This window comes from Sphingomonas kaistensis (assembly GCF_011927725.1).
In the GTDB taxonomy this organism is placed as follows: Bacteria; Pseudomonadota; Alphaproteobacteria; order Sphingomonadales; family Sphingomonadaceae; genus Sphingomicrobium; species Sphingomicrobium kaistense.
The window spans coordinates 1,745,318-1,770,605 of the sequence record NZ_JAATJC010000001.1 but is presented as its reverse complement, the minus strand read 5'-3'; the positions used below and the strand labels follow the sequence as shown (position 1 = coordinate 1,770,605).

At 67.2% G+C, this 25,288-nt stretch carries 25 protein-coding genes and 1 tRNA gene; 13 read left to right on the top strand and 13 right to left on the bottom strand.

The features are described 5' to 3' along the window. Nucleotides 1–93: 93 nt before the first annotated feature. Nucleotides 94–1,161, top strand: coding sequence for a DUF47 family protein (locus tag GGQ97_RS08640; RefSeq protein ID WP_168068779.1), 1,068 nt, complete (start codon nt 94–96; stop codon nt 1,159–1,161). Beyond that, the gene (locus GGQ97_RS08635; RefSeq protein WP_168068777.1) at nt 1,161–2,174 is read left to right on the top strand and encodes an inorganic phosphate transporter; all 1,014 of its coding nucleotides are present in this window, start codon (nt 1,161–1,163) and stop codon (nt 2,172–2,174) included. Before GGQ97_RS08640 ends, GGQ97_RS08635 begins: the two co-directional genes overlap by 1 nt. A gap of 65 nt (nt 2,175–2,239) precedes the next feature. Here GGQ97_RS08635 and GGQ97_RS08630 read toward each other — a convergent pair whose 3' ends face one another. Continuing rightward, the gene (locus GGQ97_RS08630) at nt 2,240–3,871 is read right to left on the bottom strand and encodes a phosphoenolpyruvate carboxykinase (RefSeq protein ID WP_209022820.1); all 1,632 of its coding nucleotides are present in this window, start codon (nt 3,869–3,871) and stop codon (nt 2,240–2,242) included. 150 nt (nt 3,872–4,021) lie between these two features. Here GGQ97_RS08630 and GGQ97_RS08625 point away from each other — a divergent pair, with 150 nt between their 5' ends. The 8 genes from GGQ97_RS08625 to GGQ97_RS08590 all read left to right on the top strand — a co-directional run bounded on the left by GGQ97_RS08625 (nt 4,022) and on the right by GGQ97_RS08590 (nt 9,591). Further along, nucleotides 4,022–4,747 (top strand): response regulator transcription factor, encoded by a 726-nt coding sequence (locus GGQ97_RS08625; RefSeq protein ID WP_168068772.1) that lies wholly within the window; start codon nt 4,022–4,024, stop codon nt 4,745–4,747. Continuing rightward, entirely contained in the window at nt 4,740–6,305 is a 1,566-nt protein-coding gene (locus GGQ97_RS08620) for a sensor histidine kinase (RefSeq protein ID WP_168068770.1), read from the top strand. Before GGQ97_RS08625 ends, GGQ97_RS08620 begins: the two co-directional genes overlap by 8 nt. After that, nucleotides 6,302–6,736: an HPr kinase/phosphorylase gene (locus tag GGQ97_RS08615; RefSeq protein WP_168068768.1), complete on the top strand. Its 435-nt coding sequence runs from the start codon at nt 6,302–6,304 to the stop codon at nt 6,734–6,736. The genes GGQ97_RS08620 and GGQ97_RS08615 overlap by 4 nt, the downstream gene beginning before the upstream one ends. 29 nt (nt 6,737–6,765) lie before the next feature. Then, nucleotides 6,766–7,668, top strand: a complete 903-nt coding sequence (gene rapZ / locus GGQ97_RS08610; protein WP_245197921.1) for an RNase adapter RapZ — start codon at nt 6,766–6,768, stop codon at nt 7,666–7,668. Between the two features lies 1 nt (nt 7,669). Next, nucleotides 7,670–8,077 (top strand): PTS sugar transporter subunit IIA, encoded by a 408-nt coding sequence (locus GGQ97_RS08605; RefSeq protein WP_168068766.1) that lies wholly within the window; start codon nt 7,670–7,672, stop codon nt 8,075–8,077. Continuing rightward, the gene (locus tag GGQ97_RS08600; protein WP_168068764.1) at nt 8,074–8,349 is read left to right on the top strand and encodes an HPr family phosphocarrier protein; all 276 of its coding nucleotides are present in this window, start codon (nt 8,074–8,076) and stop codon (nt 8,347–8,349) included. The genes GGQ97_RS08605 and GGQ97_RS08600 overlap by 4 nt, the downstream gene beginning before the upstream one ends. A 3-nt stretch (nt 8,350–8,352) precedes the next feature. After that, nucleotides 8,353–9,147 (top strand): TrmH family RNA methyltransferase, encoded by a 795-nt coding sequence (locus GGQ97_RS08595; RefSeq protein ID WP_168070891.1) that lies wholly within the window; start codon nt 8,353–8,355, stop codon nt 9,145–9,147. 66 nt (nt 9,148–9,213) lie between these two features. Beyond that, a complete protein-coding gene (locus GGQ97_RS08590; RefSeq protein WP_168068762.1) occupies nt 9,214–9,591 on the top strand; it encodes a COG3650 family protein in 378 nt (125 codons plus the stop codon). Between the two features lie 5 nt (nt 9,592–9,596). Here GGQ97_RS08590 and GGQ97_RS08585 read toward each other — a convergent pair whose 3' ends face one another. Beyond that, nucleotides 9,597–11,084, bottom strand: coding sequence for a DNA recombination protein RmuC (locus tag GGQ97_RS08585; protein WP_209022819.1), 1,488 nt, complete (start codon nt 11,082–11,084; stop codon nt 9,597–9,599). A 155-nt stretch (nt 11,085–11,239) separates the two neighbouring features. Here GGQ97_RS08585 and GGQ97_RS08580 point away from each other — a divergent pair, with 155 nt between their 5' ends. Beyond that, the gene (locus GGQ97_RS08580; RefSeq protein WP_168068760.1) at nt 11,240–11,947 is read left to right on the top strand and encodes an SDR family NAD(P)-dependent oxidoreductase; all 708 of its coding nucleotides are present in this window, start codon (nt 11,240–11,242) and stop codon (nt 11,945–11,947) included. On the opposite strand, the gene GGQ97_RS08575 is transcribed toward GGQ97_RS08580, so the two are convergent. The 7 genes from GGQ97_RS08575 to GGQ97_RS08545 all read right to left on the bottom strand — a co-directional run bounded on the left by GGQ97_RS08575 (nt 11,944) and on the right by GGQ97_RS08545 (nt 19,732). Then, nucleotides 11,944–13,191 carry an SAM-dependent methyltransferase gene (locus tag GGQ97_RS08575; RefSeq protein WP_168068758.1) on the bottom strand — a complete coding sequence of 416 codons (1,248 nt, stop codon included), beginning with the start codon at nt 13,189–13,191 and terminating at the stop codon, nt 11,944–11,946. The two genes, GGQ97_RS08580 and GGQ97_RS08575, sit on opposite strands and share 4 nt — an antisense overlap. Nucleotides 13,192–13,206: 15 nt before the next feature. Then, nucleotides 13,207–14,559, bottom strand: coding sequence for a cryptochrome/photolyase family protein (locus GGQ97_RS08570; RefSeq protein ID WP_168068756.1), 1,353 nt, complete (start codon nt 14,557–14,559; stop codon nt 13,207–13,209). Between the two features lie 34 nt (nt 14,560–14,593). Further along, the gene (locus GGQ97_RS08565) at nt 14,594–15,565 is read right to left on the bottom strand and encodes a metal-dependent hydrolase (protein WP_168068754.1); all 972 of its coding nucleotides are present in this window, start codon (nt 15,563–15,565) and stop codon (nt 14,594–14,596) included. Continuing rightward, nucleotides 15,566–16,231 carry a spermidine synthase family protein gene (locus tag GGQ97_RS08560; RefSeq protein ID WP_168068752.1) on the bottom strand — a complete coding sequence of 222 codons (666 nt, stop codon included), beginning with the start codon at nt 16,229–16,231 and terminating at the stop codon, nt 15,566–15,568. A gap of 81 nt (nt 16,232–16,312) precedes the next feature. After that, on the bottom strand, nt 16,313–17,332 hold the full coding sequence (locus GGQ97_RS08555) for a 2-oxoacid:ferredoxin oxidoreductase subunit beta (protein ID WP_168068750.1): 1,020 nt from the start codon (nt 17,330–17,332) through the stop codon (nt 16,313–16,315). Continuing rightward, nucleotides 17,329–17,676 (bottom strand): hypothetical protein, encoded by a 348-nt coding sequence (locus GGQ97_RS08550; RefSeq protein ID WP_168068748.1) that lies wholly within the window; start codon nt 17,674–17,676, stop codon nt 17,329–17,331. The genes GGQ97_RS08555 and GGQ97_RS08550 overlap by 4 nt, the downstream gene beginning before the upstream one ends. Before the next feature lie 82 nt (nt 17,677–17,758). Then, complete coding sequence (locus GGQ97_RS08545) at nt 17,759–19,732, bottom strand: 2-oxoacid:acceptor oxidoreductase subunit alpha (RefSeq protein ID WP_168068746.1); 1,974 nt, start codon at nt 19,730–19,732, stop codon at nt 17,759–17,761. Nucleotides 19,733–19,811: 79 nt separating this feature from the next. Here GGQ97_RS08545 and GGQ97_RS08540 point away from each other — a divergent pair, with 79 nt between their 5' ends. After that, on the top strand, nt 19,812–20,762 hold the full coding sequence (locus GGQ97_RS08540) for an alpha/beta hydrolase (protein ID WP_168068744.1): 951 nt from the start codon (nt 19,812–19,814) through the stop codon (nt 20,760–20,762). A gap of 67 nt (nt 20,763–20,829) precedes the next feature. Here GGQ97_RS08540 and GGQ97_RS08535 read toward each other — a convergent pair whose 3' ends face one another. Then, nucleotides 20,830–21,534, bottom strand: coding sequence for a PEPxxWA-CTERM sorting domain-containing protein (locus GGQ97_RS08535; RefSeq protein ID WP_245197920.1), 705 nt, complete (start codon nt 21,532–21,534; stop codon nt 20,830–20,832). Nucleotides 21,535–21,828: 294 nt separating this feature from the next. Then, a tRNA-Arg gene (locus GGQ97_RS08530) sits at nt 21,829–21,905 on the bottom strand. 80 nt (nt 21,906–21,985) lie between these two features. Between GGQ97_RS08530 and GGQ97_RS08525 the strand changes: the two genes are divergently transcribed. Further along, nucleotides 21,986–22,504 carry a hypothetical protein gene (locus GGQ97_RS08525; protein ID WP_168068742.1) on the top strand — a complete coding sequence of 173 codons (519 nt, stop codon included), beginning with the start codon at nt 21,986–21,988 and terminating at the stop codon, nt 22,502–22,504. Here GGQ97_RS08525 and GGQ97_RS08520 read toward each other — a convergent pair. Both GGQ97_RS08520 and GGQ97_RS08515 read right to left on the bottom strand, forming a co-directional pair. Then, nucleotides 22,483–23,064 carry a GNAT family N-acetyltransferase gene (locus tag GGQ97_RS08520; RefSeq protein WP_342448493.1) on the bottom strand — a complete coding sequence of 194 codons (582 nt, stop codon included), beginning with the start codon at nt 23,062–23,064 and terminating at the stop codon, nt 22,483–22,485. The genes GGQ97_RS08525 and GGQ97_RS08520 overlap by 22 nt on opposite strands. Further along, nucleotides 23,061–25,247, bottom strand: coding sequence for a fused MFS/spermidine synthase (locus tag GGQ97_RS08515; RefSeq protein ID WP_245197919.1), 2,187 nt, complete (start codon nt 25,245–25,247; stop codon nt 23,061–23,063). Before GGQ97_RS08515 ends, GGQ97_RS08520 begins: the two co-directional genes overlap by 4 nt. Nucleotides 25,248–25,288 lie beyond the last annotated feature (41 nt).

Here is a 25,288-nt window from a genome sequence, read left to right as displayed (position 1 = left end):
CGGCCGCATCCTCGTGCCAGGATCCCGACAATTCGCCAGATAGCCGCCCTGCCCTATCGCTCGCGAGGAAACGGGCTCGATTCCCCCGTCCATGTGCTCCTCGTCACCAGCCGCGAAAGCAAGCGCTGGGTGATCCCCAAGGGCAATCCGATGGGCAAGGTCCAGCCGCACGTCGCCGCCGCGCTCGAAGCGGAGGAAGAAGCCGGCGTGCGCGGCGCGGTCTGCCCGCTTCCGCTCGGTTCCTACCGTTATCGCAAGCGGCGCAAGACCGGCGCCAGCCTGATGCTGGACGTCGACGTCTATCCCCTGTCGGTCGACGAAGAACTCGCCGACTGGAAGGAAGCGAGCGAACGCACGCGCCGCTGGTTTACCCTCGCCGACGCCGCTGACGCGGTGGAGGAAGAGGATCTCGCCCATCTCATCCGCTCGTTCAACGCCGCCGAATTCAACAGCGCCACCCGGCGCCAGTCGCTGCTTTCAGCCGCTCTCGAAAAGTCCAAGGTAGGTCCGATGTTCGCTTGGTTCCAAAAGCTCCTGCCCGCCACCGGCAACTTCTTCGAATTGTTCGAAGCCCATGCCGAAAGCGTCTGCGCCGCCAGCCAGGCATTGAGCCGTCTGTTCAATGACGGCTCGGCCCGCGCCGATCACATCCGCGAGATTTCGGAGCGCGAGCATGATGCCGACAACATCATCCGCGAGACGCTGGGCACCGTCCGCCGCACCTTCCTGACGCCGTTCGACCGCGGTTCGATCACCTCGCTCATCTCGGCGATGGACGACGCGATCGACGAGATGCAGGCCGCCGCCAATGCGGTCGATCTCTACGGCTTCACCGAATTCGAGCCCGAGATGCGCGACATGGTCGGGATCATTGTCGATTCCGGTCGACTGCTGGCCGAAGCGCTGCCGCTGCTGCGCGACGTCGGTGGCAATGCCGGCCGCCTGCATGAGCTGACCGAGCGGCTGGTCCGCATGGAAGGCCATGCCGACGAGCTTCACCGCGCGGGTCTCAAGGTCGCCTTCCAGCGCTTCGGCAGCGACCCCGCGGGCGCCATGCGATTCACCGTCCGCCGCGAGATCTACAAGCATCTCGAGCGGATCGTCGATGCCTTCGAGGACGTCGCGAACGAGATCGACAGCATCGTCATCGATCACGCCTAATGCACGAGCTCGCTTTTCCGCTGCTGGTCGGGCTGATCATCGTCGCGCTGGCGTTCGACTTCCTGAACGGCCTGCACGACGCCGCCAACTCGATCGCGACCGTGGTCGCGACGCGCCTGCTCGGACCGGTGCAGGCGGTGGCGTTCGCCGCCTTCTTCAACTTCGCGGCCTACTTCCTGACGCTCGCCTTTCCGGCGCTCCACGCCGTTGCGGACACCATCGGCAAAGGCCTGATCGACAAGGATCTGGTCACCCCGGCCGTGGTCTTTGCAGCACTGATCGGGGCGATGTTCTGGAACATCGTGACTTGGCTGAAGGGTATCCCCAGCTCGTCCAGCCACGCGCTGGTCGGCGGCATGGTCGGCGCCGGTCTTGCGTCGGCGGGCTTCAACACCATCCAGTGGAGCGGTGTTTCCAAGACCCTGCTGTTCATCCCGCTTGCGCCCTTGCTCGGCATGGCGATGGCGATGGCGGTGATGCTGCTCTCCTCGTGGCTCGCCAAGCGCGCTTCCAACCGCGGCGCCGACAAGACTTTCCGCCGCCTCCACCTCGTCTCCTCGGCCGCTTACTCGCTCGGCCACGGCCTCAATGACGCGCAGAAGACGATGGGCATCATCACCGTGCTGCTCTTCTCGACCGGCTATCTGCAGGGCGACTTCGAGGTGCCGCACTGGGTGGCGATCAGCTGTTACATCGCGATCGGCCTCGGCACGCTGACCGGCGGGTGGAAGATCATCGAGACGATGGGCAGCCGCATCACCAAGCTCGACCAGCACCAGGGCTTCTCGGCCTCGGCCGGCGGATCGGTCATGCTGTTCGGCGCCAGCCTGCTCGGCATTCCCGTGTCGACCACCCACACCATCACCGGCGCGGTGATCGGTGCCGGCGTCGCCCGCCGCGCCAGCGCCGTGCGCTGGGGCGTGGCGCAAAGCGTCATCATGGCGTGGATCATTACCATCCCGGCCAGCGCCTCCGTCGCCGCGCTCATCTACGCGCTGACCCGCCTGTTCTAGAACAAAAGAAAGGGCGGACCGTCTCGCCGACGGCCCGCCCTTCTTCTAGCTCGCAGTGACGACGATCAGGCGGCTTGCGCCACCACCTTCGGCTGGCACTGGCGGACGCCTTCCTCGACATGCTCGGCGAACTGCTCGAAATTGTCGCAGAACAGGTCGACCAGCTTGGCTGCGGTGCGGTCGAATTCGTCCTTGTCGGCCCAGGTCGACCGCGGATCGAGGATCGCGCCGTCGACGCCCGGCACCGACACCGGCACTTCGAACCCGAAATAGGGGTCCTTGCGGAACTCGGCATTGTTGAGGCTGCCGTCGAGCGCAGCATTGAGCAGCGCGCGGGTCGCCTTGATCGGCATCCGCTTGCCGATACCATATTTGCCGCCAGTCCAGCCGGTGTTGACCAGCCAGCAGGTCACCCCGCCCTTGGCGATCCGCTCCTTGAGGAGGTTGCCGTAGACGCTCGGGTGACGCGGCATGAACGGCGCGCCGAAGCAGGTCGAGAAGGTCGCTTCCGGCTCGGTCACGCCGATCTCGGTGCCCGCGACCTTGGCGGTGTAGCCCGAAAGGAAGTGGAACATCGCCTGGTCGGCGGTGAGGCGCGCGATCGGAGGCAGCACGCCGAACGCGTCGGCGGTCAGCATGATGATCGTCTGCGGCACCGGCCCCATATTCTTCTCGGAAGAATTGGGAATGAAGTCGATCGGATAGGCCCCGCGGCTGTTCTCGGCGAGGCTGTTGTCGTCGAGGTCGAGCTCCCGCGTGTCGGGGTCCATCACAACGTTCTCGAGAACGGTCCCGAAGCGCTTGGTGGTGGCGAAGATCTCCGGCTCGGCTTCCTCGCTAAGGCGGATCATCTTGGCGTAGCAGCCGCCCTCGAAGTTGAAGACCGCCGTGTCCGACCAGCCATGCTCGTCGTCGCCGATCAGCGTGCGGTTGGGATCGGCCGACAGGGTCGTCTTGCCGGTCCCCGACAGGCCGAAGAACACCGCCGTGTCGCCGTCCGGCCCGATGTTGGCCGAGCAGTGCATCGGCATTATCCCGGCTTCCGGCAGCAGGTAGTTGAGCAGCCCGAAGACGCTCTTCTTCATCTCGCCGCCATATTCGGTGCCACCGATCAGGATCACCTTCTTGGTGAGGTTGATCGCGATCACCGTTTCCGAACGGCAGCCATGGCGCTCGGGATCGGCGCGGAAGCTGGGCAGGTCGATGATCGTGTAATCGGGCGCGAAGTCCACCAGCTGCTCGCCCTCGGGGCGGACCAGCATCGTGCGGATGAACAGGTTGTGCCAGGCATATTCGTTGACGACCCGCACCTTGACCCGGTGCTCGGGCTGCGACCCGCCGAAGAGGTCGGCGACGAACAGTTCGTCCTTCTGGCCGAGCGCGGCGAGGAAATCCTCGTGCAGGCGGTCGAACGCGGCCGGGTCCATCGGCTTGTTCGACTTGCCCCACCAGATGTTGTTCTCGGTGGTGTCGTCACGGACGATGAAACGGTCTTGCGCGCTACGCCCGGTGTGGCGACCGGTCTTGACAACCAGAGGCCCGTCCTTGGCGATCATGCCCTCGTTGCGGCGAACGGCGGCTTCGTAGAGGGGCGCGGTGACGAGATTCCAGTGAATGCTGGCCGACGTCGCGATACCCTGCGAGTCGAGGCCGTAAGAAGGAACCCTGTTCGTCACTCTTGCTTCCCTTTCGCTCATGGGCGAGCGGCGGCGCGCCCCCGTTCCTGGAAGCCGCCGCCGCATACGTATGCGGTGAGGTGAACCGCCTATGCCCGCAAAAGGTTGCGCCGGTCAAACGGGCGACCGTCACTTGTCGCATCCCGGAACATTGGGCTAGGCGCTGAAGCCATGACCGCACCTGTGATCGCGCTGGTCGACGACGACCGCAACATCCTCACCTCGGTCTCGATCGCCCTGCAGGCCGAAGGCTTCGTCACCCGGCTCTATCCCGACGGGTCGAGCGCGCTGAGGGCACTCAGCGACAATCCCGCCGATCTGGGCGTGTTCGACATCAAGATGCCCGGGATGGACGGCCTTTCCCTGCTTTCCTCGCTTCGTGCCAGCGGCGGCGCGGCGGCGGCCATGCCCGTGATCTTCCTGACCTCGAAGGACGAGGAGCAGGACGAGGCGCATGGCCTTGCCGCAGGCGCCGACGATTATATCGCCAAGCCGTTCAGCCAGCGGCTGCTCATCGCCCGCATCCGGGCGATCCTCCGGCGTGCCGACATGGCCCGTGCGACGGTCCCTGCCGATTCCGACGATGTCGCGGCGGCGATCATCGAACGGGGGCGGCTGTCCCTCGATCCGGCTCGGCACCAGGTGCTGTGGGCCGGTCGGCCGGTCACCCTGACCGTGACCGAATTCCTGATCCTCGAAACGCTCGCCCAGCGCCCTGGCGTGGTCAAGAATCGCAACCAGTTGCTCGATGTCGCCTATCAGGAAGACGTGTTCGTCGACGACCGCACGATCGACAGCCACATCAAGCGGATCCGCCGCAAGTTCCGGGCCGCCGATCCGCAGTTCGATGCGATCGAAACGCTTTACGGTGTAGGCTACCGCTTCAGCGATGGCTGATACTAGCTATCGCCTGACGCGCAGGACGATGCCGTGGCGGCTGTCCCACCGCATCCTTGGCGTCAACCTGATCATTCTGCTGGTGCTCGCGCTGGCGCTGCTGTTCCTCGACAGCTTCCGCAATCAGTTGCGCGACGAGCGGCAGGCCCAGACCCGCAATCTTGCCGAGCTGGCCGCGACCGCCGTGCCGAAGATCACCCCAGCGGATGTGCCGATGCTGCTCGGCGATATAGGCAATGCGACCGGGGCCAGGGTCCGGCTCTATGGTCGCGACGGCAACCTTCGCCACGACAGCTGGCGCGGAACCGTGCCGAGCTATGTCCTGCGCGATCCATCCACCCAGCGCTGGACCAAGGAAGCGGCGCGCGCCATCGACCGCGCCTTCAACTTCATCGTCGGCGAACGGAGCCTGCAGGATTTCGCCGAACCCCCGGTCGATCGCCTGCAGGCCTGGCCCGAAGCGCGCCAGGCCCTGCGCCTCGGAGGCACTGCAGCGACCGTCCGCAACGCTCCCGACCTGACGCCCGTCCTGTCCGCGGCGGCACGAACCACCGGCGGCGAGGTCGTGCTGGTCACTGCCAACGACCGCAACTTCACGCGGATCGTCCGGCAGGAGCGGACCAAGCTCGCGGCGGGCCTGCTCGCGGCAGCCCTTTTCTCCCTGCTGCTGTCGCTGTTCCTGGCCCGAACGATCGCCCGCCCCCTTCGCCGCCTGGCCCTGGCCGCACATCGTGTCCGGCTTGGCCGCTCGCGCGAGGTCAACGTCCCCCGGTTCAACCGCCGCAAGGACGAAATCGGGCTGCTGGCCCGGGCGGTGAGCGACATGAGCCAGGCCCTGCGGCATCGCATGGACAATCTCGATGCCTTTGCCGCCGATGTGACGCATGAGCTCAAGAACCCGCTCGCATCCTTGCGCAGCGCGGTCGACGGGCTCGACCGGATCGAGGATCCCAAGCTGCGCGGCCAGTTGCTCGACGTGGTTCGCCAGGACGTCCACCGGCTCGACCGGCTGATCGGCGACATCGGCGAAGCGGCGCGAACCGATGCCGAGCTTGCCCGGGTGGCGTTCGAACCGGTCGATCTCGGCGACCTGGTCGGCCAGATTTGCAGCGGGTGGGAAGACCGGCGGCTGACCGGCAACGTCCGGATCGCCTTCGCCCGTCCCCGGGCCGCGTCGGCGATCGTCATGGCCGAGCCCGGGCGGCTGGCCCGCGCGGTCGACAATCTCATCGACAATGCGGTGAGCTTCTCGCCCCCGGCCGGCCTGGTGGAGGTCGCCGTGACCGCAGTCGCCGACGAAGTCCGGATCCGGATCGACGACGAAGGACCAGGCGTCCCGCAGTCCGCCCGCGAAGCCATCTTCAATCGCTTCGTTTCCGTAAGGCCGGACAGCGACGATTTCGGTCGCCATTCGGGACTTGGGCTTGCGATCGCGCGCGCGATCGTGAAGGGCCATGACGGGGAGATTGACGTGGCTGACCGCGACGACGCGCCTTCCGGCGCCCGCTTTACCATTCGCCTTTCGGCGGCAAGCATCGGCGTAGTCGAGCCGGCATGAGCCTGCGCCTGTCCAGCGAAACGCTGCATGCGACCACGGTTGCGCTCGACGGCCGGGCGGTGCTGATCTCCGGTATCTCGGGCTCCGGCAAGTCCGACCTTGCGCTGCAACTCATCGACCGCGGCTTCACCCTGGTCTCGGACGACCAGACCATCGTCCAGAAGCGTGACGCGCGTCTCTACGCCAGCGCTCCTTCCACCATCCGCGGCAAGCTCGAGATCCGCGGCCTGGGGATCGTGCCCATGCCGGTGGTGGAGGATGTCGCCGTCGCCCTGGTGGTGGAGCTCACCAACAGCATCCAGCGCCTGCCGGACGAATCGCGGGAGCGCACCATCTGCGGGCTCAAGGTGCCACTGATCAGCGTCGACGCGCAGACGGCGTCCGCAGCATCCAAGGTGTCCCTTGCCCTCGATCGGTTCGGGCTGAAGTGACCGGGAGGCCGGCCTCCCCCCACAAGAGGTTGCCGCGGCTGCTGCTGGTCACGGGCATGTCGGGTGCCGGCAAGTCCTCGGCGCTCGATGCGCTGGAGGACATGGGCTGGGACACGGTGGACAATCTTCCAACCAGCCTGCTCCACGATTTCGTGCACGGTTCCGATCGCGCCGCGGGATCGACCCATGTCGCGGTCGGGATGGATGCTCGCAGCCGGGGTTTCGACCCGCACGCCCTTCCCGCCCTTGTCGCCTCGGTGTCCGGGGTGCGGCCCGAAATCCTTTATCTCGATGCGACCGGCGCCGAGCTCATCCGCCGTTATGGCGAAACCCGCCGCAGGCACCCGCTGGCGCCCGATCGCCCGGCCGAGGACGGGATCGCGCGCGAGCGCAACCTGACCGCAGCGCTGCGCCTGGTTGCGGATGCGGTGCTCGACACCACCGATTTCAAGCCTGCCGACCTGCGCGACGAATTACGCCGACGCTATGGCGAAGAAGGCGATGAATTGGTGGTCACGCTCACCAGCTTCGGTTTCGCGCGGGGGATCAGCCGCACCGCCGACCTGGTGTTCGACCTGCGCTTCTTGCCCAATCCGCACTGGGTCGACGAATTGCGACCGCTGACCGGAGCCGACGCCCCGGTCGCCGATTTCGTCGCGGCGCAGGACGGCTGGGACGAGTTCATGGGCCGGACCGAAGAGCTGCTCGCCTTCCTGCTGCCGCGCTACTGGGAAGCCGGGAAAGCCTATGTCGGCGTGGCGTTCGGCTGTACCGGCGGGAGACACCGTTCCGTGGCTGCGGCGCTTGCCATGGGGGAGCGGTTGCGTGCGCGCGGCTTTTCGCCGAATATCCGTCATCGAGACTTAGCGCTTCGCCCTGATGATTCTCTGGAGTTGGGCCAGTCGCGCATCGAAGGACCTGAGAAGCGCTGAAATGATTGGATTAGTGCTGGTGACCCACGGCCGTCTCGCGGCCGAGTTCATCGTGGCGATGGAGCATGTGGTGGGGCCGCAGGACGCGGTTGCCGGCATCTGCATCGGCCCCGACGACGACATGGAGGCGCGCCGCAAGGACATCGCCGAGGCGATCGGACGCGTCGACAGCGGGTCGGGCGTGATCATCCTCACCGACCTATTCGGCGGAACCCCGTCCAACCTGGCGATCAGCCTGATGAAGACCGGCGACATCGAGGTGATCGCCGGCGTCAACCTGCCGATGCTGATCCGGCTGGAGGGCGCGCGCAAGTCGATGAACGTGCGTGCGGCCGTCGCCGCGGCGCGGGAGGCGGGTCGCAAATATATCTCGGTCGCGTCCGAAATTCTGGGCGAGGCGGCGGCTTGAGCAGCGCCATCAGCCGGGTCGTTCTGATCGAGAACAAGCGTGGGCTTCATGCCCGCGCCAGCGCCAAGTTCGTCACGCTCGCCAGCCAGCTCGGAACCCCGGTCGAAGTCGCCAAGGATGGCAACCGCGTGTGCGGGACGTCGATCATGGGGCTGATGATGCTCGGCGCCGCGCGGGGCGATTCGATCGAGATCAGTGCCAGCGGCGAGGGGGCCGACGACGCGGTGGCGCAGCTTAGCCAGCTGGTCGAGGACAAGTTCGGGGAGGAATAGACCCTGCCCCGCCACATCACGTCCTTCAGCAACGACACCGTCAAGCGCCTCCGCTCCCTTCGCGAGAAGAAGGCGCGGCGGCTGGAGGGGCTGTTCCTGGCCGAAGGGCTGCGGATCATGGCCGAGGCACGCGACGTCGGCGTGCTGCCCGAAGTGGTCGCCTGTGCCGAGGGTGAGCTTCACCCGCTGGCGGCCGAGATCGTCGCCCAGGCCGAGGCGGCCGGGGCCGAGGCGATCGTGGTGCCGGACGAGATCATGGCCAAGATGAGCGGCAAGGATAATCCCCCGCTCCTGCTCGGCGCCTACCGCCAGCCGCGGCTCCCCCTCACCGACCTCGACCGAAGCGCCTCCCCCCTCTGGTTCGTCGCCGAGAAATTGCGTGACCCGGGCAACATCGGGACCATCCTGCGCACCGGTGACGCCGTCGCGGCCGGCGGGCTTATCCTGATTGACGACAGCGCCGACCCGTTCAGCGTCGAGGCGGTGCGGGCATCGATGGGGGCGATCTTTACCCAGAAGATCGTCCAGGTGCCGTGGGACAGCTTCCTGCCCTGGCTGCGGGAAGGACCGGGGCAACTGGTCGGGACCAGCCTGCAGACCGACCACGATTATCTCGACCCGACCTACGAGCAGCCCTCCTTCCTGCTGGTCGGTAACGAGCAGGCAGGGCTGCCGGAGGCGTATGAGGCCGAGTGCGACCTGCTGGTGAAGATGCCGATGCTGGGCCGGGCCGACAGTCTCAATGCGGCGGTCGCGGCAGCGGTCATGGCCTTTCACGTCCGCGCCAGCTGGCGGTAGCGCGACGGAAATCGTTCAGCTTGGCAGCGTTACCTTCGCGTGATGAATGATCGAAAGGTTGTCCCGATGCGCGCCCTTGCCCTTGCAGCCTTTGCACTGCTCGCCGGTTGCGCCACCGTTCCGACGGCCCCGACCGGGCCAACCACCACGTACAGGGCCCTCGGCACCGAGCCGTTCTGGTCGCTGGAACTGAACGGGCGGGAGATGGTGTTCACCGAGGCCAACGCGCCCGGCGTGCGGATCGTCGATGCCCAGCCGCAGCCGATCCACGGCTTTGCCGGCGACATCTACCGGGGACGGCGGATCAACCTCAACATCGTCCACGGCCAGCGCTGCAGCGACGGGATGAGCGACCGCGTCTATCGCGACAAGGTGCAGGTGCGGGTCGACAACCGCTCGTTCGAGGGATGCGGCAACGCCGTCGAGTCCTCCACGCCGCTCTAGCTCCCCTACTCCGCCGCGGTCGCCTCGTCGTTGGCTGCGGGCGGAGCGAGCTTGGTCAGCGGGCGCGGCGCGACTTCGATCATCGGCGGCGAGGCGATTTCCTTGCTGCTTCCCGAGCCCAGGCCCTCGAAGCGCTTGGCCTGCGTAAACACCTGGGTTTCGAAGCTGCCGACCATCTTGTTGTAGGCGTCGTTGGCGGTGGCGAGGTTGCGGCCCATGCGGACCACATGCTCGGCCATCGTCGCGATGCGCGAGTGAAGCTCCTTGCCGAGCGCCGCGATCACCTCGGCCTGCTCGGTGATCTTCTCCTGCCGCCAGACGCTGGCAACGGTGCGGGCGATGGCGACGAGGTTGGTCGGGGTCGCCAGCAGCACGCGGCGCTCGAACGCCCAGTCCCACAATTGCGGGTCCTGCTCGAGCGCGGCGGTGAGGAAATGCTCACCCGGAATATACATGATGACGTAATCGGCCGCCTCGCCAAACTGCGCCCAATAATCCTTGGAGCCGAGCGCCTGCGCATGGTTGCGCATGGAGGCGACATGAAGCTTGAAGCAGGCCTGCTTCTTCTCGTCATCGACCTCGTCGCAGGCGTCGAGAAAGGCATTCAGCGAGCATTTGGCGTCGATCACCAGCTTGCGGTTGCTGGGCAGGTTGACGACCACGTCGGGGCGCAGGCGACCGTCGGCGGTCTCGAGGCTGACCTCCATCTCGAAGTCGATGCCTTCGGTCAGCCCGGCCTGCACCAGCACGTTGCGCAGCGACTGTTCGCCCCACCGGCCGCGCGCCTTGGGGCTTGAACGCAAAGCGTTGACGAGGTTGCGGGTCTCGTCGCGGACCTGCCCATTGTCCTTGCGGAGTTCGCCCAGCACGCCGCGCAGTTCGCCATAGCTGTCCTTGCGCTCGGCCTCGACCCGCTGAAGACCTTCCTCGTAGCGCTTGAGGGTGTCGGAGACGGGCTGGAGAAGTGTCTGAATTTTTTCCTCTTGGGCTTTGCTCTCATGCCCTAGCCGCTCACTTGCGCGTTTGAGGAAGCTGTCGTGGGCGGTTTCGACCGCCTTGCCGGCGAGTTCGGTGAAGCGGTTCTCAAGCTTGGCTTCGAGCTCCTTCACCTGCGCGAGTTGCTGGGTGAAGGCGCGCTCGCGTTCGGCCTGGCCCTGCTCGAACGCAGCCTTGGCCTCGGCGAGGGAGCGGACTTCGTGACGCATGGTTTCCAGCTCGGCCTGGGCGGCGGCGGCGCGCTCGGCGAGCGGCTGGAGCCGGGCGACGTCCTGCTGGGCGCGATTGCGCTCGTCGGTCGCGGCCTTGAGGCTTTCCTCTGTCAGGCGGAGGCGGCCGGCCTGTTCGCTGGCCACGGCATGGTCGCGTTCCAGTGCCGTCAGCCGCTCGCGGGCGGCATCGGCGTCGGAGCGCGCGGCGGCGGCGGGGCGCGACCCGAGGAACCAGCCAATCAGGACGGCGGCGACCGCGACCACCCCGATCAGCACTGCAACCATCAACGCATCCACGATTCGGCCCACCCACAGTGACGAGAACAGAGGTAGAACTAACCTGCCCTGTCCCGCCGCACAATCATTTGCAGGCCAGGGTCGGCGACCGCCGCGACGGGCGGTGCTTGGCCGTGGGCGGCGGCTCGGCTAGGGCGCGGCCCATGAGCACATTGCAAGGCCGCCTCGCCCTCGTCACCGGAGCCAGCCGCGGGATCGGCGCGGCGATCGCCGAAGCCCTGGCGCGCGAGGGAGCGCACGTCATCCTGACCGCACGGACGACCGCTGGCCTCGAGCAGGTCGAGGAGCGCATCCATGCCGCCGGCGGGACCGCGACCATCGCGCCGCTCGACCTCACCAAGGCCGAGGACATCGGCAAGCTGGCACAGGCGATCTCGGGGCGGTGGGAGAAGCTCGACCTGCTGGTACTGAACGCGGCCACGCTCGGCTCGCTGACTCCGGTCGAGCATATCGACGTCAAGGAATATACACGGCTGATCAACCTCAACCTGCTGGCGCCCCAGGCGCTGCTGGCGGCATTCGACCCGATGCTGAAGGGGTCGGACCGGGCCGAGGTGGTAGCGGTGACCAGCAGCGTGGGTGCCACCCCGCGGGCCTTCTGGGGGGCCTATGGCTCGTCCAAGGCGGCGCTGGAAACCCTGCTTGGCGCTTATGCCGACGAGACGGCGCATTCGGGCAAGCTTCGGGTCACGGTGCTCGACCCCGGCGCGACGCGCACGCAGATGCGGGCCAAGGCGTTTCCGGGTGAGGATCCGGCCGAAGTGAAGGCGCCCGAGGTGGTCGCCGAACGGTTGCTGCAGCTGCTGGGCGAGGACCGGGCCAGCGGCGAAAAGGTCCGGGTCGAAGCCTAGGCTTTCGTCAGCGTGACCTGGGTGACGTCGATACCGCCGCCCCGGAACCCGCCTTCGCAATACATCAGATAATAGCGCCACAAGTCGTGGAATTCGGGGCTGAAGTCGTCGAGACGGCCAGCCTTCACGCTGGCGTCGTAGCGTTCCCGCCAGAGGCGCAGCGTTTCGGCATAGTCGAGGCCGAAGGCATGGGGTTCGTGCCAGCCGAGGCTGCGCTGTTCGGCGAGCGCGCGGAAGCGCGGTTCGTTCAGCAGCATTCCGCCGGGGAAGATGTAGGTCTGGATGAAGTCGGCGCTGGCGGCATAGGCGTCGAACAGTTCGGGCCGAATCGAGATATATTGCAGCGCGGCGCGGCCGCCGGGGCGCAGGGTGCGAGCGATGGTGTCGAGATAGGCGGGCCACCAGCGCTGGCCGACCGCTTCGACCATCTCGACCGAAGCGAGCGCGTCATAGGTGCCGTGGTGATCGCGATAATCCTCGAGCAGGATGGTGATGCGGTCCTGCAGCCCCTCGGTGCGGATGCGGGCTTCGGCCCATGACTTTTGCTCGGTCGACAGGGTGAGGCCGGTGACCTGGGCGCCCCGGCGCGCGGCCCGGATGGCGAGGCTTCCCCAGCCGCAGCCGATCTCCAGCAGACTGGTCTCCCTGGTGATGGCGAGACGGTCGAGGATGGCATCGATCTTGGCGTCCTGGGCCTGCTCGAGGCTGTCGGCGGGCGAGCGGAACAGGGCGCTCGAATAGCTCATGCCGGGATCGAGCCAGGCGGCGTAGAAGTCGTTGCCGAGATCGTAATGAGCAGCGATGTTGCGGCGGGCCTGGCCGGGGCCGTTGTCGCGCCACTGGTGGGCGAGCCAGTTGACGAGGCGAAACGGGCCCTTGGCGCGGGCGGTGCCGCGCAGGCTTGCAGCGTTGCGCATGAACAGGTCGAACAGAGGGACCGGATCGGCCGCGGACCATTCGCCGCGCGCCCATGCCTTGTACCAGCCGACGCTGCCGCTGGTGGCGAGGCGGACCAGGGCAAGCCAGCTGTGGAGCGTGACCACCGGCTCGGGTCCCGGGGCGTGGAAGCCGATGCGGCGGGTGCTGCCATCGGGAAGCGTGCCGTGGATGCCGCCCTCGCGCAGCCGCTGGTGAAGCTGGTCGAGGATCCGGGCGAAGGCCGGTGCGGCGAGGCGGCCAAGCAGGCCGGCGCCGGTGACGAAGCTGCGGTCGGCGGTGAGAAGGTGCGAACCGCGTGAGGCCATTCTTGCCTCTTAGCGTCAGGATGTCCGTTTGCGGAAGGCCTCGAGCGCCCGTTCGCGCGCTTCGCGGTGGTCGATCAGCGGCTCGGGATAATCGGCCGGCGCGACGCCCCTCCCCCACGGGTCGTGGATGTCGGCGTCGGACAGGCGGGCGAGTTCGGGAACCCAACGGCGGATATAGTCGGCGGCGTCGAACTTCTCGCTCTGCGTGAGCGGCGCTATGATCCGGTAGAAGGGCTGGCTGTCGAAACCGGTGCCGGCGATCCACTGCCAGTTCTGGCTGTTGTTGGCATAGTCGGCGTCGACCAAAGTATCCCAGAACCACTCGGCGCCGCGCCACCAGTCGATCAGCAGGTGCTTGACGAGGAAGCTTGCGGTGACGAGCCGGGCGCGATTGTGCATCCAGCCCTCGAACCACAATTGGCGCATCCCGGCGTCGACCAGGGGATAGCCGGTGCGGCCTCGCGTCCAGGCCTTGAAATCGGCATCGGCGGCCTTGCCGTGGCGGGTGCGGAGGCCGAGCGGGCGCTGGGCGGTGTCCCCGACTTGCCGGTCGGCAAGCGCGACATTGCGGCTGAAATCGCGCCAGGCGAGCTCGCGGCGGAATTTCTCCCCGCCCTTTCGGCCAAGCGCGTGCCACAGCTGGCGCGGGCTCAGTTCCCCGTGGTGGAGATGGGGCGACAGGCGGCTGGTGGCGTCCTCGGCAGGATGGTCGCGGTGGGCGCCATAGTCGGAGGCATGATCGACGAAGCGGCGGAGCTGGCGGGCGGCGCCCTTTGACCCCGGGGTCCAGTCGGCGAAGCCCTGCGCCCAGTCTGGTTTCGTCGGCAGGAGATCGAACTCCTCGAGCTTGTCGCTGTTGGGAAGCTTCGACGGCCTCGTCAGCTTCGGCGCCGGGACCGGCTCGGGCGGGGGCATGTGGCTTTCGAGCGCGCGGTAATAGGGCCCGTAGATCTTGAACGGATGCCCTGCGCCCGAGCGGATGGCGCCGGGTTCGTGGAGGACGTCGCCGTGGTGGAGGATGGCGAAGTCGCCATGCTCGCACTCCGCCTCGCGCCACCAGGGTTCGTAGTGGCGCGTGGCGTGGATGCCGCTCGCGCCGAGTTCCTTGGCCACCGCCGGCACCACCCGCGAGGAGCGTCCGCGGCGCAGGATCAGGGTCGAGCCGAGCTTCTCCAGCTCCTCCGACAGCGCGGCGAGGCTGTGGTGGAGCCACCAGCGCGAGGCGCCGCCGAGCTTCCATTTGCCGGGCGTCTCGTCGTCGAGGACGTAAAGGCCGACCGTCGGTCCCTTCTCGGCCGCGGCGATCAGCGCGGGGTGGTCGGCGGTGCGGAGGTCCTGGCGGAACCAGACGAGTTGCGGTGAATCCATCCTCGGCTTCAAGGCCTGTCTGGCGCCCGGCGCACTATGGCCGTGAGGGCAGGTCGAGCGGAATCTGGAATTGCCCGCGCGGGGCACGGCGGCGGATCGCGGCGGGCACGCGCGGATCGTCGAGGTTGCGATGATAGCGCTGGTCGGTGAGGACCGGGCGGCCGCCGACCTCGACCACGATCGGCATCCGCGACCAGTAGAGGAAGGAGCGCACGATGCGGCGCTCTGCCCGGGCGCGAAGGAAGCGCGGGTCGTCGAGGCCGAGGGGATAGACGGCAGGCTCGAGCAAAAGCCCGGTGCCGGGCGAGAAGCTGCCGGCGCCCCACTCGCGGTCGCTGCGCCACGCCATGCTGCGTTCCCAGAAGGCGAAGGGCGGCGGGCTGGCGACGATCAGCCGAGGCTGGATTCCGCGCTGGCGCAGCGCTGCCGCAAGGGTCCGCTCGGCATGCGCGCTCCAGGCGACGTTGGCGGCGATGTAGAGGAGGAGTATGACTCCAGCGACCTGTGCCGGGCGGCCAGGGTTGCCGGCCCCTCCCCGCCAGCGCCGCACCGACAGCCAGATGCCGAGCCCAAGGACGATCCAGTAGACCCAGTCGATGATGAAGATGGCATTGGCCGAATACCAGCGCTCGCCCGCCGGCGCGAAGAAGGCCACCGCATAGGTGGTTAGCCAGTCGAGGAAAGGATGGGTGGCGACCGCAAGCAGGGTGACCAGGAACAGCGGCCCGGCGCGGAACGGCAGGTCGCCCGCCTTGCCCGGGCGGATCCGGTCGATCAGCCACAGCAGGGCGACGGTGCAGGCGGCCATTACCGGCAGCCCGAACAGCGCATGGGTCGGACCGCGGTGGAAGGCGATGTTGTCGACCGGCAGGAACAGCGGGGCGATGACGTCGATGTCGGGCGCATTGGCGCCGAGGATGCAGCCCGCCAGGGCGAAGCGGCTGGCGCGCTTCAATCCCATCTGCCCGATCAGGGCGCCGGCGAGGCTGTGGGTAAGATTGTCCATCTAGCGGAGCGAGGCGAACCAGATGAAGTGGTGCGGCCCCTTGCCGTTGGAGCGGCCGCGCACCTCCTGCTCCTCGACCCGGAAGCCGGCCTGTAGCAGGGTCTTGCTGAAGCGGGCGTCCGACCCTGCCGACCAGATGGCGAGCAGCCCGCCGGGCCGCAGCGCCTTCTTGGTGATGGCGAGGCCGCCGGGCTCGTACAGCCACTGGTTGGCGGCGCGGACCAAGGCGTCCGGGCCATTGTCGACATCGAGCAGGATGGCGTCCCACCCGCCCTCGCGGATCGGCTCGGCCACGTCGCCCATGTGGATCCGGGTCCGCTTGTCGGCGAGCCCGGCGGCGTTGAGCTGTTCCATCGGGCCCCTGGCCCAGTCCATGATCTCGGGCACCAGTTCGGCGACCGTGACTTCGGCATCGGCGGGCAAATCCTTCAGGGCCGCGCGGAGGGTAAAGCCCATCCCGTAACCGCCGATCAGCCAGCGCTGCTTCGGCTTGGAGCCGAGCCGTTGTGCGGTCAGGGTCGCAAGCGCTTCTTCCGATCCGCTCATGCGGGTCGACATGAGTTCGGTCCGCTCGAGCAGGATCATGTGATCGTCACCACGGCGATAAAGGCGCATTTCGTCACCGCCGGGAATCTGGGCAGTGGCGAGGAGTTCACGGGGGTTCATCAGACAGGTGCTCCGGCGAAGGCCGCAGCCCAAAGCCTCATGGAAATGAAGTGGGCTCCAGCCGAAGCTGGAGAACAAGGGCTATTCGGCCCGCGGTTCCTTTTCGACCATCCAGCTCTGGCCCTTGGCGACCAGGGCCTGAAGGTCGGGCTTCTTGCCCGCTGCCATTGCGTCATTCTGCTGGATGACGGCGGCCTCGAAGGTCGGCGCCGGATCGTCGTAGACGACGCCGAGCGCGACCGGGAAGCCGACCGGCGGCATTTCTACCAGCAGGTGCGCGAGCGTGCGGTTCTTCGGGTCGTGGATCAGCACGCCGGGATCGTCGGCGGCGACGACCTTGAGCGACAGGGTATCGGGGTCGAGAGCGAGGCCCTTGGTGCCACCGGCGAACAGCATCGGCTCTCCGGCTTTCAGCCACAATTGCATCTCGCTCGCGACGTCGCGGGCGGTGAAGGGCGCGAAGACGTCATCGTTGTAGACGACGCAATTCTGGAAGATCTCGATAAAGGCGGTGCCCTTGTGGGCGTGGGCGGCCTTGAGCACGTCGGGGAGCGACTTGTGGACGTCGATCCCGCGCGCGACGAAGCGGGCGCCGGCGCCGAGCGCAAAGGCACAGGGGCGCGCCGGCGTGTCGACCGAGCCGAACGGGGTCGACGGGCTGCGCGTGCCGACCCGGCTGGTGGGCGAATATTGGCCCTTGGTCAGGCCGTAGATCTCGTTGTTGAACAGCAGCACCTGGCAGTCGAGATTGCGGCGCAGCAGGTGCATCGTGTGGTTGCCGCCGATGCTGAGCGCGTCGCCGTCGCCGGTGATGATCCACACGTCGAGATCGGGATTGGCGAGCTTGACCCCCGTCGCCACCGCCGGCGCGCGGCCGTGGATGGTGTGGAAGCCGTAGGTCTCCATGTAATAGGGAAAGCGGCTGGAGCAGCCGATGCCGCTCACGAACACGGTCTTTTCGCGCGCGACGCCAAGGTCGGGCATGGTCCGCTGGACGGCCTTCAGCACTGCATAATCGCCGCAGCCCGGGCACCAGCGCACTTCCTGGTCGGACGCCCAATCCTTAGCAGTGGTCTTTTCGATGGGGAGGGGAGCGTTCATTTATTTTCCAGATTGCAAATTCGTTTCACAAAGCGAAAATTAAGGTTCTCGCCTGCCTCGATGTCCGCGATTTCGTACACTGCCACATACCCGTCAGCTTGCCATACATCTCCCGGCGTCCCCTTCTTCCTCTTGCGGAGAATGGCTAAGCGCTCTCTTTCCAAACCGTCGACAAGCGCCTGAAAAGCAACTCGGTCGGCATTGAAACCTCGATCGCTGAAACGATCTTTTCCAGTCCACCAGAAATCCCACACGCACGGCAAACTTCTGCCATCGAGCTCCGGAAACTCAGGAGCTTCAATTCTCGCAAACCAATTACCTTGATTCCCGATTGCTCGTGCCATCGTCAGCGTCCGTAGAATAGGTAGATCATTCCCAGCACCAGGATCAGCATGGCGATGTAGGGAAAGGGATTAATGGGCTTCATCAGCGTACTTCGGCCGCGCTCGGATGGCCCTCGTCGCGGCCGCTTTCGGGCTCGGGAAGCTGGGTCGCATCGGGGGCGAGCGTGCCGCCATGGGCAGTGCGGGCGGCGGCCTCGATCTCGGCGATCTTGAACGGCTGGCCGCTGGTCTTGGTCAGGCTCTGCACGTCGACCAGATACTGGTCGCGGAGCAGGGTCTTGAACTGGCCGGTGTTCATTTCCGGGCAGATCACGGTGCCGAAGGAGCGCAGCAGCTCACCGAGGTTGGCTGGGAGCGGCCAGATGTGGCGGACGTGGACGTGGGCGACGTCATGGCCCTGCGCGAGGAGGCGCTTCACCGCCTGGTGGATCGGCCCGAAGGTCGAGCCCCAGCCGACGATCGCCACCTTCGCACCGGCGCGGCCGAGGCAGACCTCCTGCTCCGGAATGTCGCGGGCGATGCCGAGCACCTTGTCCTGACGGGTCTTGGTCATCTCGGCATGGGCACCCGGCGAATAATCGATGTCGCCGGTCCCGGGGCGCTTCTCGATCCCGCCGATGCGGTGGAGGAGGCCGGGGGTGCCGGGCTTGATCCACGGCCGGGCGAGCTTGTCGTCGCGGCTGAAGGGTTCGAGCTTGCCGGTCTCGTTGCGCGGCACGCTGGCCTCGGTCGCGTGCGTGACCGGGAACGGCGCGTAGCCGCTCATGTCAGGCACCTTCCACGGCTCCGCGGCATTGGCGATGTAGCCGTCCGTCAGCAGCATGACGGGCGTCATGTAGCGGACGGCAAGGCGCACCGCCTCGATCGCGCAGTCGAAGGCATCGGCGGGCGAGCGGGCGGCGATGACCGGCAGCGGCGCGTCGCCGTTGCGGCCATAGACCGCTTGGTAGAGGTCGCTTTGCTCGGTCTTGGTCGGAAGGCCGGTCGATGGCCCGCCGCGCTGCGAATTGACGATCACCAGCGGCAGCTCGGTCATGATCGCAAGGCCCATCGCTTCGGTCTTGAGCGCGATGCCCGGGCCGCTCGACGAGGTGACGCCGAGGCTTCCGGCATAGGACGCGCCGATCGCGGCGCAGATGGCGGCGATCTCGTCCTCGGCCTGGAAGGTGGTGATCCCATATTCCTTGAGGCGGCTGAGGTGGTGCAGCAGCGCCGAGGCCGGGGTGATCGGATAGCCACCGAAGAACATCGGCAGGTCGGCGAGCTGCGCGCCCGCGACGAGGCCGAGGCCAAGCGCTTCGGCCCCGGTGACGGTGCGATACAGGCCGGGTTCGGCCGGGGCGGCCTCGATGTGGTGGGGCCGGAAGGCGGCGCCCATCTCGATCGTGTCGCCATAGGCGTGGCCGGCGTTCAGCGCGGCGATATTGGCTTCGGCCAGCGTCGGGGCCTTGGCGAACTTTGTCTTGAGCCAGTCGACGATCGGGCCACGGTCACGGTCGAACATCCACAGCGCGAGGCCGAGCGTCCACATGTTCTTGCAGCGCAGCGCCTCCTTGTTGCCGAGGCCGAACGGCTTCACCGCGTCGAGGGTCAGCTGCGAGATGTTGAACTTGACCAGCTGCCAGCGGGCAAGGCTGCCGTCCTCGAGCGGGTTGGCATCATAGCCGGCCTTGGCGAGGTTGCGGGCCGAGAATTCGCCCTCGTCGGCGATGATCATTCCGCCATCGCGCAAGGCGGCGACGTTCACCTTCAGCGCCGCCGGGTTCATCGCGACGAGGACGTCGGGCTGGTCGCCGGCGGTTTCGATGCTGGCCGAGCCGAAATTGATCTGGAAGGCCGAGACGCCGAAGGTCGTCCCCTGCGGGGCGCGGATTTCGGCCGGGAAGTCGGGGAAGGTCGCAAGGTCGTTGCCGGCGAGCGCGGTCGACAGGGTGAACTGACCGCCGGTCAGCTGCATGCCGTCGCCGCTGTCACCAGCGAAACGGACCACGACATTCTCGGGAACGAGGTCGGCGTTTGCCTCCTCGGGGGTAAGCAGATGGGTGGCCGTGGCCATGAAGCGTCCTGCGAGTGAAAGGGGTTGGGCCCGCTTCTAGCGCGTGGAAGTCGCGGCGTCACCACGTTAGGGCGGGTCGATGACCAAGCCTTATGTCCGTCCCGATGTCGCCGCCCTGCTGGAGATCGCGAACCGGCCCGGGTCGAAGCGCGCGGTCGATGTCGGCCTGGCCGAGGCGCGGCGCATGATGCACGCCAGCCGGTCGCTGTTCGACGCGCCGGTCGGCGAACTGGCGGTGCTGCGCGACGTGGTTGGCGGCCCCTGCCCGATGCGGCTGTACGATGCGCTGGGCTCGCGGACGAGCGGACCGGTGCTGGTCTTTTATCACGGCGGCGGGTTCGTGCTGGGCGACCTCGACACCCACGACCCGCTGTGCGCGGAACTGGCGCGCCTGAGCGGCCTTCCGGTCGTCAGCGTCGATTATCGGCTGGCGCCCGAACACCCCTTCCCCGCCGCCCCCGACGACGCGATTGCCGCGGCGCGGTGGATTGCGGGAAGTCCGGACGCGCTGGGCTTGGCGGTGAGCGGCCTGGTGCCGAGCGGCGACAGCGCGGGCGGCAACCTGGCGATCGTCGCCGCGCTGGCGCTGCGCGACGAGCCGGCGGCGGTTCCGGTGCTCGCGCAGATGCCTTTCTATCCGGCAGCGCATCCGGTCCGGCACTATCCGAGCCTAGATGCATATGGCGAAGGCTATTTGCTGAGCCGGGCTTCGATGGGCTGGTTCGACACCTGCTACGCGCCCGACCGCAAGGACTGGCGCTACGATCCGCTTGCAAGACCAATGGCGGGCTTGCCGCCGACTCTCGTCGTGACCGCCTCCCTAGACCCCATCCGCGACCAGGGCCGGGCCTTCGCCGCGGCCTGCGTGGCGGCGGGGGTGGAGACGATCTTCCAGGAGTGCGCCGGGACGATCCACGGCTTCCTCAACCTCCGCAAGGCCTTGCCGAGTGCGCAGGTGGACCTGGAGCGGGCGGTGGCGAGCCTGCTGACGCTGCTCGGCCGGCCTACAGCGGCGAGCCGTCCAGCCTGAGAACAACAGGCAAAAAGAAAGGGCCCGCCCGAAGCCGAGCCCTTCCGATCAGTGCCTTGTGATGGCGTCAGGCCATCTGCAGCAGGGTATTGGCATTGCGCCGACGGCTGCGGCGGATCGCCGTGCCCACCGCGCCGAAGCCCAGCAGCATCAGCGCCCAGGTGCCGGGTTCCGGAACCGCGGGCGCCGGAACGAGATTCAGACGAACCTGATTGAGCGCCTGGATGCCGCTGCCGGCAGGCGAGAAGTTGCCGAACGACAGGCCGGTCAGCTGCTCGCCGGCCGTGGCGACGATCCCGTAGAAGTTCTGACCATTGGGGGCCAGGCCGGAGATGACCACCGGGTCCTGGCCAGCGATGGACACGGTGACCGACGTTGCGTCGTCGATGGTTGCCTGAGGTCCAAGCGGAATCAGGTTAAAGGTAATCAGGCTCGCCGCACCATTGAGGATGTTGAAGCTGATCTGCTGAAGCGCCCCGTCTGCGTCGCCGCTGGCCACGTCGGCCTGACCGCTGGCGACCTGCTTAAGGAGTGCCTCGGTGGTGCTGGTGAAGGTGTAGTTGACGTTGGTGGTGGCGTCATTGTCGCCAGCGGTCACCGGGTCGCCCGTCTGCTGGTCGACCAGCACGTTGACGTTGGTGTTGGCGCACTGCGGCTGGGCGTTACCCCCAACGTAGCAGAGGATAACCGCTGCCTCGGCAGGTGCCGCGAACGAGAAGATGCCAGCGACGGTAGCCGCGCCGGCCAGCATTGCTTGCTTCGAGATAGGCATAACCATGTTCCCCTTGGCGGAGCCGCCCCACAGCGACTTTGCGCGTTCTCGTGACATGCAAATTGCCGACGACCGCTCACGAGCGACGATCGCCTGCCCTCCTGAAGGCAAAAACGACTCGGTTAACCGAATCACTTAACAAGCGTATACCAAATTTTAAGAGGTTTTACATGTCGCTTCGGAACAAAGCCATTGTGCGTGAGTCGAGGCGCTCCGCATCCGCACTTCGCCAGCGCAGATCAAGGGCGCAGCCGATGCCCGCCAGAGGCGGTGCTTGTTCGCGATATGGGGAAATGGCGCGCCCGGAACGATTCGAACGTCCGACCCTCAGATTCGTAGTCTGATGCTCTATCCAGCTGAGCTACGGGCGCTTGCCGAGGGCGGCGTCTAGAGACAGGTGGCGCAGTGCGCAACCCCTTGTTGCGGTGGTTCGCGCTGTTAGAGGAAAGCAATGCGCCGATTGCCCCTTTCGCCTGCCCTTCTGATGCTCGCCTACGCAGCCGTTGGACTTGCGGGGTGCGCGCCGGTGACCGATGCGCCATCGCTGGCGAGGCGCCCGGCCGAGGCGATCGATCCGCGCCTCCCGATCGCGGATCGCTCCGCCGCGCTACCGGCCGACCCAGCGCTGGCGGCGGCGCTGCGGCGGATCGCCGATCCGGCCTTTGCGCAGGCACGGACGGTGGACGCCGCTATTGCCCGGGCCGAAGGGCTTGCCGCCACGGCCGGCCCTCCCGGAAGCGAAAGCTGGATTTCGGCGCAACAGTCGCTCTCGGCCGCCGTCGCCGCGCAGGAGCCGGTGACCCGCGCGATCGGTGAATTCGACGCCGCAGTGGCCGACCGCATCGCCTCGGGCGCGCGGCTGGTGCCGCAGGACCTTGCCGCCGTACGCGCAATTTCCGGCGACCTGGCGGCGGTCGACCGCCGTCACCGCGCCGCCCTCGCCTCGGTTCAGCGCCGCCTGTCGCGCTGAACCCGCCAGTCCCCGGCGCTGATGGCGAACGTCAGCTGCGGATTGGGCGGAGCATCGGCGGGAAAGCGCCGGTCGACATAATCATGCCCGGGCAAATGTCGCATCCCGAGCCTCGCCATCAGGCCCTGGCTGGGCAGGTTGCCACGCGCGGTGAAGGCGATCACCCGCGGTGCGGCGAAAAGGTCGAACGCCAGGTCGAGCGATCGGGCGGCAGCCTCCCTGGCATAGCCCTGGCCCCACGCATCTTCCCGCAGCCGCCATCCGATCTCCACTTCGCCGTGAAGCGGCTCGGCCCCGGGCGCATTGGCCTGCTTGAGCCCGCAGAAGCCGAGGAGAGCATGGTCGCTGCGCCGTTCCAGCGCCCAGAAGGTGAATCCGTGATCGGCCTTATAGCCGTCGAGGCGGGCACGCGCGGCCATCATCTGCTCGCCTGAAAAGACGCCGCCAAGCCAGTGCATGACGGCAGGCACGTTGGTCACGCGCACGAACTCCGCCCAGCGCGCATCGTCCCATGTGCACAGGTTCAATCGCTCGGTCTGCGCGATGATCTCGCCGGTCACGGCGCCTCCAGTACCGGCAGGATCGAGGCATGGTCGTCGGTCCAGTGGACGCGCGCGCCGAACGGCAGGCCGACCCACAGGTCCGGCTCGGTCGCCTTGACCCGCTCGACCAGCGCCGGGTTCGTCGACAGCGCCGTCCAGGTGGATTCGAACCCGCGCACCAGCGGATCCCCCGCCGCAGCCGCTAGAACACCGGACATGCCGACGCTTTCACCGCCGGTCCGCACCACCGGCCGCAGGTCGAGATGGCGGTTGGAGATGTGGATCATCAACAGCCCGCCCGGACGCAGCGCGCGCTTGTAGATGGCGAACGCTTCCTTGGTCAGCAGGTGCATCGGGATCGCGTCGGACGAAAAGGCGTCGATGACGAGGATGTCGAAACTTGCCGGCGCCGCTTCGTCCAGCTTCAGCCGGGCATCGCCGATCACTACCTGCGCATCGGGCACGCATTCGCGCAGGAAATGGAACCGCGGTCCGCGTGCGAGCGCCACGACGGTCGGGTCGATCTCGAACAGGGTCCAGCGCTGCCCGGGTCGCGAATAGCAGCCGAGCGTGCCGAGGCCGACCCCGACCACGCCGACCCGGGCCGTCGGGCCCACCAGCGCGGGCAGGTCGGACATCACCCGCCCCACCCCCGAGCCGGTCCAATAGTAGCTGGTCGGCGTCTTGCGGCGTTCGGGGGGGCCGACCAGCTGGACGCCGTGGGTGGTGGTCCCGTGGATCAGCACGCGCTGCCCGAACTCCTCGCTGATCCGGTACACGCCGAAATAGCTGCGGGTCATCTCGCCGGTCAGGCTGTCGTGGATCTGCCTGAACCCGCCGCCGGCCAGGATCACCGCGGCGATGGCGAGTGCGAATAGCCAGGCGCGGCCCATCGCAAAGGTCGCCAGTCCCGCTCCGGCCGAGGCAAGCAGCGCAACGACGGTAAGATTGTCGGTCTTCGAGGCCAAGAAGGACGCAGCGAGCAGGAGCAGGACCAATATGAGCAGAATGCGCCCTGCCAGCGGCTTGCTGGTCGTCTCGGCGATCGCGGGCAAGGGTTGGCGTCCGCCAAGCAGATAGGCGGCGGCAAGGATCAGCAAGGGATGCTCGTAGGTCCAGTCGAACAGCAACGGTGCGATCAGCGCGCAGAACAATCCGCCAAGCACCCCGCCGACCGACATGGCGAGATAGAAGAGCGTCAGGCCGGCGGGTTCGGGCCGCTGGTCGTAGAGCCGGGCGTGGAGCGCACAGGCCGTCAGGAACATGGCGACAATGGCGGTCAGGACGACCAGCGGCAGCAGGTCGCCCTTCAGCACGAACAGCATGCTGGCGGCGAGCATCAGCGCAAAGGGCGCGGCGGCGGTGCAGAAATTGGCGACTCCGCGCCGTTCGGCGAAGGCGATGCTGAAGCTCAGCAGATAGAGGCCCAGCGGCACAACCCACAGCAAGGGCATGGGAGCGACGTCAGTGGTGAGGTGAAGGGTCGTCGAGAGCATCAGGCCCGACGGCACGGCAGCGATCAGGGCCCAGCGGACAAAGGTGCGTAGCGGAATCGACGGTGCGGCTTCGCGCGCCGGCGGGGCCTGGTCCTGGCGCAGCAGCGGCAGCCCGCAGGCCGCCACCAGCACCATCATCACGCCATAGCCCCACGACCACCACAGGCTGTTTTCGGCGACCCCGACCAGCGGCTCGAGCAGCAACGGATAGGCGATCAGGCCGCAGAAGCTGCCAAGGTTGGACGCGACGTAGAGCGGGTAGGGATTGGCGCCCCCCATCGCCAGCCAGCGCTGCAGCAGCGGCGCCTGGGCCGAAATGGCGAAGAACAAGGGCCCGACCGAAATCAGCAGCAGCCACGGCACCCACAGGAACGGCTCGGAAGTGGATGGCGGACTTCCGGCCGCAAGCGACAGGGGCAAGGTCAGCCCGGCCACGAACAGGATGCCGAGGTGGATGGCGACCTGCGTCCGCGACCCGAACCGGCCGAGGAAGTGGGCATAGGCATATCCGCCCAGCAGCAGTCCCTGGTAGACCAGCATCGCCGAATTCCACACCGCGGGCGCTCCGCCCAGCCGCGGCAACGCCATCCGTGCCAGCATCGGCTGGACCAGGAACAGCAGGAACGAGCCGGTGAAGATGGCGATGGTGAACAGCCAGCGCGGCGCAAGGGCCGTCATCGGCGCGGGCGGGGCAAGACTGGCCATGAGTTCTCCGTATCAGCCGGGCCGAGCCCTGATCGCTGCGT